Origin of the sequence: Ponticaulis profundi (assembly GCF_042659465.1) — a bacterium.
GTDB classification, from domain to species: Bacteria; Pseudomonadota; Alphaproteobacteria; order Caulobacterales; family Hyphomonadaceae; genus Ponticaulis; species Ponticaulis profundi.
On sequence record NZ_JBHSSW010000008.1, the window covers coordinates 92,793 to 101,754 of the forward strand.

7 protein-coding genes are annotated in these 8,962 nt (G+C 54.7%); 2 read left to right on the forward strand and 5 right to left on the reverse strand.

Annotated elements, in window-relative coordinates; genetic code table 11:
- Window position 1 precedes the first annotated feature (1 nt).
- Together ACFQDM_RS07430 and ACFQDM_RS07435 are read left to right on the forward strand one after the other, a co-directional pair.
- Window positions 2-3,271, forward strand: a complete 3,270-nt coding sequence (locus tag ACFQDM_RS07430) for an efflux RND transporter permease subunit (protein WP_377377482.1) — start codon at window positions 2-4, stop codon at window positions 3,269-3,271.
- Between the two features lie 2 nt (window positions 3,272-3,273).
- Entirely contained in the window at window positions 3,274-3,597 is a 324-nt protein-coding gene (locus ACFQDM_RS07435; RefSeq protein WP_377377485.1) for an ArsR/SmtB family transcription factor, read from the forward strand.
- 3 nt (window positions 3,598-3,600) lie between these two features.
- Here ACFQDM_RS07435 and ACFQDM_RS07440 read toward each other — a convergent pair whose 3' ends face one another.
- The 5 genes from ACFQDM_RS07440 to ACFQDM_RS07460 all read right to left on the reverse strand — a co-directional run bounded on the left by ACFQDM_RS07440 (window position 3,601) and on the right by ACFQDM_RS07460 (window position 8,835).
- On the reverse strand, window positions 3,601-4,773 hold the full coding sequence (locus tag ACFQDM_RS07440) for a CaiB/BaiF CoA transferase family protein (protein ID WP_377377487.1): 1,173 nt from the start codon (window positions 4,771-4,773) through the stop codon (window positions 3,601-3,603).
- Between the two features lie 66 nt (window positions 4,774-4,839).
- Window positions 4,840-6,654 carry a SulP family inorganic anion transporter gene (locus tag ACFQDM_RS07445; protein ID WP_377377490.1) on the reverse strand — a complete coding sequence of 605 codons (1,815 nt, stop codon included), beginning with the start codon at window positions 6,652-6,654 and terminating at the stop codon, window positions 4,840-4,842.
- Window positions 6,655-6,666: 12 nt separating this feature from the next.
- Window positions 6,667-7,533 (reverse strand): MBL fold metallo-hydrolase, encoded by an 867-nt coding sequence (locus ACFQDM_RS07450; RefSeq protein WP_377377493.1) that lies wholly within the window; start codon window positions 7,531-7,533, stop codon window positions 6,667-6,669.
- Window positions 7,534-7,696: 163 nt separating this feature from the next.
- Window positions 7,697-8,386 (reverse strand): HTTM domain-containing protein, encoded by a 690-nt coding sequence (locus tag ACFQDM_RS07455; RefSeq protein ID WP_377377496.1) that lies wholly within the window; start codon window positions 8,384-8,386, stop codon window positions 7,697-7,699.
- Window positions 8,383-8,835, reverse strand: coding sequence for a hypothetical protein (locus ACFQDM_RS07460; RefSeq protein WP_377377497.1), 453 nt, complete (start codon window positions 8,833-8,835; stop codon window positions 8,383-8,385). Before ACFQDM_RS07460 ends, ACFQDM_RS07455 begins: the two co-directional genes overlap by 4 nt.
- Between the last annotated feature and the right edge of the window lie 127 nt (window positions 8,836-8,962).

The window sequence follows — 8,962 nt, forward strand, 5'->3', positions numbered from 1 at the left end:
GATGAAGACCGATATTTCCGGCTCAATCACCCGGGCCACCATTCGCTCTCCTCTCACGCCACTTTTCCTGCTTGCCGCGCTTGCAGTGGGACTGGTTGCGCTTCTCACCATCCCGCGTGAAGAAGAGCCGCAGATTTCCGTTCCCATGATCGACATTTTGGTGTCGGCACCAGGGCTTACCGCTCCCGATGTTGTGGAACAGGTAGCCAAACCTCTCGAAGACGTTGTCACCGCCATTCCGGATGTAGACCACATCTACTCTCAAAGCCGCGATGACAGCGCACTCGTCATGGTCCGCTTCGATGTCGGCACAGACCCCGATGATGCCGTTCTGCGCGTACATGAAAAACTGCGCGCCAACCTCGACCGCATGCCACCGGGCGTTCCCATGCCAATGGTGGTTGGCCGCGGCATTAATGATGTACCCATCGTGACGCTGACGCTGTCTCCTGAAGAGTGGACTGGCGATGTCTGGACAGACACAGCTCTGCGCATGTTGGCCGATGAACTCAAGAATGAGCTCATCAAAGTTGAGGATGTCGGACTCACAAGTCTCATTGGTGGCCGTGCGCTCGAACTTCGCATTGAACCCGATATTGGAGCGCTCACCGGATATGGCATCCCACTGCAGACATTGTCACAGGCGGTTAGCCAAGCATCGAATGCCTTTCCCGCTGGCCCGGCCCGTCAGGACGGCAGCTCACTGATTGTGCAAGCCGGAAGCCGGTTTGATTCCATAAACGCCATCCAGCGCCTCGAACTGCGAGGAGCTGCGGGTGAAACCGTGTATCTGGCGGATGTGGCCCGTGTGTCGGTCGAGGGTGCTGAAGATGAATCGCGCGCCTGGTCTTTGGAAAAAGCAACCAATGGCTCAGGCTTCCAGGCACGACCTGCGGTCACACTTGCCATTGCAAAACGCCCCGGCGCCAATGCTGTAAATGTATCTCATGCCATTCTCGAGCGCGTCGAGATGCTGAAGGGGCGTCTCATTCCGGAGGGCATCCGCGTCGAGGTCACACGCGACTATGGCGAGTCAGCCAACCACAAAGCCAACGAGCTTCTGTTCCATTTGGGGCTGGCAACCGTCTCTATCGTCGTTCTGATCGCCTTCGCAATTGGCTGGCGTGCCGCGCTGGTGACTCTGATTGTCATCCCAACGACGATCCTTCTTACCCTCTTTGCCTCATTGCTGATGGGTTACACCATCAACCGGGTCAGTCTGTTCGCGCTGATTTTCTCAATTGGTATTCTTGTCGATGATGCCATCGTCATGATTGAGAACATTGCCCGTCACTGGGAAATGAAGGACGGTCGTTCACGCGTGGATGCCGCCATCGATGCGGTTTCCGAAGTCGGTAATCCGACCATCATCGCGACACTCACCGTTATTGCGGCGCTGCTGCCAATGATGTTCGTTTCCGGTCTGATGGGCCCTTATATGGCTCCTATTCCAGCCAACGCATCGGCTGCGATGGTCTTCTCATTCTTCGTGGCGGTGGGTATCGCGCCGTGGCTGATCATGAAGATTGCCGGCAAGTCTCGCCTGGCCAATCACGAAGTTGGCGAAGGACATGAAACCCGGATCAGTAAATTCTATCGCGCCGTAGCAGGCCCAATCGTTCAAAGCCGTACGCGGTCATGGATCTTTCTCCTGGTCGTCGGCGTCGCGACCCTTTTGTCTTTATCGCTTTTTGCCACCAAATCGGTGTCCGTAAAGCTCCTGCCCTTCGACAACAAATCGGAGATCCAGGTTATCGTCGATCTGCCGGAAGGCGCATCCGTTGAAGACACGGAACGTACCTTGTTTGCGTTGGCAGACGCCATTCGCGATGTCGAGGAAGTCGAAAACATTCAGGCGTATGCAGGCACAGCTGCCCCCTTCAACTTCAATGGGCTCGTCCGCCACTATTTCCTGCGCACTTCCTCTGAACTCGGTGACCTGCAGGTCAATCTGTCAGAGAAATCGCACCGGAAACGGACAAGTCACGAAATCGCACTGGAAATCCGCCGTATTTTATCCGAAGTGCCTCAGATGGAAGGGACCAGTGTCAAAGTGGTTGAAGTGCCACCTGGTCCACCGGTCATGTCGACCCTGATTGCAGAAATCTATGGCCCGACCCCGGAAGCCCGTCGTCAGACAGCAGAGGTCATCAAAGGCTTTTTCGAGGAATCAGACTTTATCGTCGATGTCGATGACTCTTTCGGTACGCCCGCACCAAGACTGACCTTTCAGATTGATGAGCCGAGAGCTGCCGATTATGGCGTCATGCAACAGGACATTCTGGACACGATTGCCCTGACATTCTCCGGCCAGACTGTCGGCGTCGCACCGAGAGGCGAAGGCCGGGACCCACTCAGCGTGCAGATCAAACTGCCAAAATCCGAACGCAACTGGGCACAGGAAACAGCGGCAATTCCAGTTCCACGTCGTATGGCTCCACAAGGTAGCGCACCGGTAGAGCTCGGTACGCTCGTCGATGCCGTTGAAGGAAAAGGATCTCTGACGATCTATCGACGTGATGGCTATTTCGCTGACATGGTCATGGCCGATCTTGCGGGACGGTTCGAAGCGCCAATTTACGGCATGTTCGACATCGAAGACCGCATCAAAGCCTTTGATTGGGAAGCTGCAGGACTGACTGCGCCTGCCGTCCGCATGTATGGACAACCGGGTGATGAACGCACACCAACCCTACTCTGGGATGGCGAATGGGAAATCACCTATGTCACCTTCCGCGACATGGGACTGGCCTTCGGTGTGGCAATTGTAGGCATCTATATTCTGGTGGTCGCGCAGTTCGGTACTTTCCGCGTTCCACTGATTATTCTCACACCGATCCCGCTCACCCTGATCGGCATCATGATTGGTCACTGGCTCTTCAACGCGCCGTTCACAGCAACCAGCATGATCGGCTTTATTGCGCTGGCTGGTATTATTGTTCGGAACTCTATTCTTCTGATTGACTTTATCAGACACAAAACCGATGCAACAACACCGCTCAAAACGGTATTGCTGGAAGCAGGAGCCATTCGCTTCAAGCCGATTCTGCTGACAGCACTTGCCGCAATGATCGGTGCCGCAGTAATATTGAGCGATCCGATCTTCCAAGGCCTTGCAATTTCATTGCTTTTCGGGCTTGCCTCTTCGACTGCTCTGACCGTGCTGGTCATACCGGCCATTTACATCGCTTTGCGAGGACCAGACTGGCTGCCGGAAGATGATGGCACGGAATCTGCTGACGAAACGACAGAAACAGGAATGGTAAAATAACAATGTCGACAGCTCACCCACAGACGGCCGAAGCTTTCGAAATCATGTCGGAGCGCATTCAGGATGCAGCCGAAGTGCTGAAAGCCATGTCCAGCGAGACCAGGCTGAAGATCCTTTGCGCTCTGAGTGGTGGAGAACTGCCCGTGAACCAGCTGGCAGAGCTGACCGGGCAGTCACCTTCAGCTGTGTCTCAGCACCTCGCAAAACTGCGCGCTGCTAATCTGGTGGAAGCCAGACGCGACGCGCAGACCATCTACTACCGTTGTAGCGATGGTATCGGGCGCGTCATCGTCGACAAGCTCTGTGAATTCTATTCTGAGAAATAGGGCCTAAAGGCCCAGACTCTGCAGAACGATTTCAGTATCCGCGCCGAGACTTTTCGGATCGGTGCGGATCGAAGCCGGTGTATTCGAAAACGACACCGGATGCTTCATAGACCGGTAGGCAGCGCCCGATGCGTGCTGACGTTCCGTGAAGAACTCCACCGCGGTCAGATGCGGATCCTTCAACACATCAGCGCCCTTGTTGAAACGCATTGCCGGGATCTGCGCCTCGGACAGCAGCTCGAGCCATTCATCGGTCGTCTTCGTCGCAGCGACTTCCTCGATCAAAGCGTATAGCTCGGCGACATTTTCGGTGCGCGACTTATAGTCTGCAAAACGTGGGTCATCGAAAACGCCTGGTCTTTCGCCGATCTCGAAGAACTGGCGCCATTGATCGTCGCTATACGGGACAATTCCGATATACCCGTCCTGGGTTGCATAGGGTTTCCGACGCGGATTTACAGATCGCGTATAGGCCATCTTTCCATTGCCCGGCATCCAGCACTCGCCATAAAGATTTTCGACCAGATGGAAGAAGGTGAAGCTTTCCAGCATGGGCACCTGAATAAACTGGCCCTCGCCCGTTCTGGCATGATGATACATTCCGGCAAGCGTCGCATAGACGGCGAACAAGCCGACCGTCTTATCCGCGACCAGAGACGGCACATAGGCCGGATCGCCCCCATCGCGCAGCTGGTTCAGCTCAGCAAAACCGGATGCGACCTGAATCAGATCGTCATAGGCTTGGCGTGTCTCATAGGGACCACCTGCGCCATATCCTGCGCAATGGACGTAAACGATATCGGGTTTGATCGCTTTGACAGCATCATAGCCAAAGCCAAGCCGATCCATACCGGCCATACGGACATTGTGAAAAAACACGTCGGCTGTCTTGAGCAGTTCCGTCAGAGCCGCTTTGCCTTCATCCGACTTTGCATCAATGACCACAGACTGTTTGTTGCGATTGAGCGTCGTGAAGATTGGCCCCATGCCAGGTACAGGCGTTGGTCCGGCGTGACGCATAATGTCGCCTGATCCTGCTTCGACCTTGATGATTTCGGCGCCCAGATCACCAAGGATCATGGTCGCAAAAGGACCGAGCACAACGGTCGACATGTCAACGATACGAACGCCCGCCAAAGGGCCATTTTTCTGCGTCTCTTCGGACGAAGCCGTCATCCTGTTTCCTCTCCCTTATTTTTTGGGAGACTATGCGACTTCGCTCAAGGGAGGGTCAATGTTGACCTAACGTCCACCCTGTCGCTTTACACCTGCGATTGTCTGCGACGGACAGGGCTCGGCTTGCGGTTGGGTGGTAACGGCGGTGCCAGCTGTTGCCGCATGCGCGCAGTCTGGGGCCAGTGTCTCCATTGCTTCATACTGGTGTAAGAAGACCTGGCCGGACAATGCCTCCAGAAAATGCGTGCGGCGCAATCCATCCATGACAGGGCCTTTGACTTCAGAAAGATGCAATGTAACGCCAGCTTCCATGAGGCGCTCATTGATCGCCTCAAGGCTCTCCAGCCCACTCATATCGATCCGGTTCACAGCTGGGCACATCAGAATCAGGTGCTTCAGGTCTGGTCGGCTCGCCAGCACATTATAGACCGTATCTTCCAGAAAACGAGCATTGGCGAAATAGAGGCTCTCATCGACGCGGATGGTCAGAATGTGCTCCGGCACCACCACGGCATGCCGATTCACATTCCGGAAATGCTGCGTGCCCGGCACCTGTCCGACGAATGCGAAATGTGGCCGACTGGTATTGTAGAGATGCAGCAGAATCGATAGGCCGACGCCCGTGCTCACGCCCAGCTCCACGCCGAACGCCAGCGTCACAACAATTGTCGTCGTCATCGCCAGAAAATCTGTCTTCGAATACCCCCATGCCTGACAGAGCGTGCGAAGGTCGATGAGCGAGATAACAGCTACGATAATCGTTGCCGCAAGAACCGCTTGCGGCAGATAGAATAGGAAAGGTGTGAGGAACTGGGTCGCGAGAGCCAGCCCCAGAGCTGTAAATGCCCCTGCGGTTGGCGTAGCAGCACCAGCGTCAAAGTTCACGGCAGACCTTGCAAAACCACCCGTGACTGGAAACCCTCCAGAAAAGCCCGCGGCCAGGTTGGACATGCCAAGGCCGATCAACTCCTGATCCGGTTCGATGCGCTGACGACGCTTGGCGGCGAGTGTTTGCGCAATGGCGATCGACTCCACGAAACCGATCACGGCAATTAATGCAGCCGACTCCAGAAGCCGACGCCACAGCGTCAAATCAAACTCCGGCACACTTATCGGCGGCAGCCCCCTCGGGATTTCGCCTACAATTCGAACGCCTCGTTCGTGAAGCCCACAGACCTGAACAATCAGGATACCCGCAAGCACAACCAACACCGGTCCTGTCTTGGAAATGACTCCCGCCAGAGTGGCCGGCAAACCCATACGTTTCAGAAATGGCTTCGTTGCGAAGCGTAAGCCATATAACAGGGCGAGCGCAGCAATCCCGATCCCAACAGTTGGAAGGTTGATGTCGGAAATATGCCCCACAATCGATGTCAGAATACCCGGCAAGTTGTGTCCACTCGCTTCCACTCCCAGAATATGCCGCAGCTGACTGACCGCAATGAGAATGCCGGATGCCGTCACAAAGCTGGAAACGACAGGATGACTCAGAAAATTCGCCAGGAAACCAAGGCGCAGAATGCCCATTACTAGCAAAATCGCGCCGGACAGAAATGCCAGGGCCAGCGCCGCTGCGATATATTCCGGCGTTCCCGCCTCAGCGACCCGCCCGGCAGCAACGGCGGTCATCAGCGCAAGAAGCGCAACCGGGCCCACGGACATTGTACGGCTTGTCCCAAAGATGGCGTACGCCAGCAAAGGCAAAATAGACGCATAGAGACCGATCTCGGGTGGAAGCCCTGCCAACATGGCATATGCCAAAGACTGCGGCACCAGCATGACCGTCACGATAAGTGCTGCGACGACATCACTGGTCAGAGTCTGCCCGTTATACGCTTTCCCCCATTCCAGTATCGGAAAGTATCGTTCCAGAATCCGCATAGGCGGCGCGCCCTACAATTCGTCTAGCGGTATTTTCAGATACCGCGTGCCGTTGTCCTCTGCTGGCGGCATCTGCCCTGCGCGCATATTGATCTGTATGCTTGGCAGGATCAGCCTTGGCATCCCAAGCGTCGCATCTCGTTCTTCCCGCATCTGCACGAACTCGTCTTCGCTGATACCAGCTTTGACGTGTACATTTGCAGCGCGTTCCTCCGCAACACTCGTCTCCCAGGCAAAATAGTCCCGCCCAGGTGCCTTGTAGTCATGACACATGAAAAGCCGCGTTTCCGATGGAAGGTTGAGAACCTTTTGAATGGACTGATAAAGATGCCTCGCATCGCCGCCTGGGAAATCGCAGCGTGCCGTTCCATAGTCGGGCATAAACAAGGTGTCGCCGACGAAGGCCGCATCACCAATCACATAGGTCATACAGGCTGGCGTGTGCCCCGGCGTATGTATCGCGCGAGCCTCAAGTCCGCCAATATCGAAAACATCGCCATCCTTTAAAAGGTGGTCAAACTGGCTGCCATCCCTTTGGAACTCTGTTCCAGCATTGAAGATTTTACCAAACGTATTCTGTACGACGGTGATGTTCTCACCAATCGCGATTTTTCCGCCCACCTGGTGCTGAATGTACGGCGCTGCAGACATATGATCAGCATGCACATGGGTTTCCAGCACCCAATCAACCCGCAGGCCTTCTTGCTTTATATACTCTATGACTTTGTCTGCAGAGCCCTTGCTCGTACGCCCCGATGCCGGATCATAGTCCAGAACGCTATCGATCACAGCGCACGCCTCTGAGGCCGGATCCTTCACCACATAGCTTACGGTGCAAGTGTCTTCGTCAAAAAACGCTTTTACCTCTGGTCTCTGCATGTCACTCTCTCTTGGTCGTCTTGCTGACAGGCTATGATCGCACCCAGACTTGTTGGGGCAGCTCATCAGCTAACTGGCATGTCCAAGCCCAAGATAGTGTTTTTTAGTATATTCGCAAGTTCTTATATTTGTGATCGATCATCCGGTCATTCTCCGAACGCCTTTAAAGAATGAAGCGATCCTGAAACCACAGGAGTGATGGATATGCCGCAAGCCAGGTCCAGAAGAATCGGTTCAGCCCGAAAAAGCATGCATTCGAGAGATGGAATAAACCAGCCAGAATTAGAAACATGATCAGCGCCCATGGCCAGAAAAGAGCAAGCGGAAACGCCAGCTCTAGCAACATGACCGACCAGGACAACGCCCACAGCAGGCGGGGTCGCTTCGCGAGATCTCTCAGGACTTCCGACACCGGATAAGTTGAAAAGAGGAACACATCCTGCAGCGCCCGCCCTGTCCTCCAATCCCGATTCACCACCTTCACCCAGCCGGATATAAAGTATGACAAAATGAGCTGGATGGAGAGATACCCAAAAGCGTATGTCTTCCATAACGGATCCGGCAGGCTATGCGTGAGCAAAAGACAGATGAGGATCAGGCTGCCCATACGATCACTGCCACCATTATACGGCCCTTGAAAGCGTCTGAGCATCAAAAGCGTCGTAACCAGTAATGCAACACAGCTGACGACGGGCGCGATCCCTGCCATTAATAACCCAGACAGAACCAAGCGTATGCCAAACAGGGCACGCGTCCGAACTCCCTGAGACAAAGACAGATGCTCCGCGCTCTGTATAATAAAAGCGAAGCCGAGCAGTGCTTCGGTCAAGCGGACGGCCAACTCAAATGTCAATTGGAGGCCCCTCGGTCTGGGGTGCTGCCTGATACCGGCAGCCAGGACGACTCGTAAAGTGTTTCGCGGTCCAGACGGTCCTCTTCCCGGTACACAAAAACCAGCCGGTATTGAAGCTCTTGTGCACTCGTCAGCATCGAACTGTTCTGAACATCGGCTCGAATAAGCCTTACAATTTCATCCTCCGAATGCTGCGTTGGTTCGGCGATCAGGCGTTCAGCGCAAGCTGAGGCAAACAGAGCTTCATTCCTTTGCGCGTTCCAGAATAGGCGCTGAACGAACGTCCACAACGACGTGCGCCTCGGTCTTGGTCGAAACGCGATCCACTCATCTTTTGGCTTTTCAGATGGAAGCACTCGGTACTCGATACGCGGAGACGGCGCGATCACATCGAAAAAATTCCACGATGGGAACAAAGCCGGCAGGATAAGACGAACCGTATTCAGCATGATCAAGAGCTAGCGCTATTCGACTTAACTGACCAGCACATCGGTCTGTCGATAAACGGCTCCACTCTTCGAACATTTCGCCTGTGCGTGTTTATATTGAACGCAAAAACCCTCCGAGCGAGCGCTA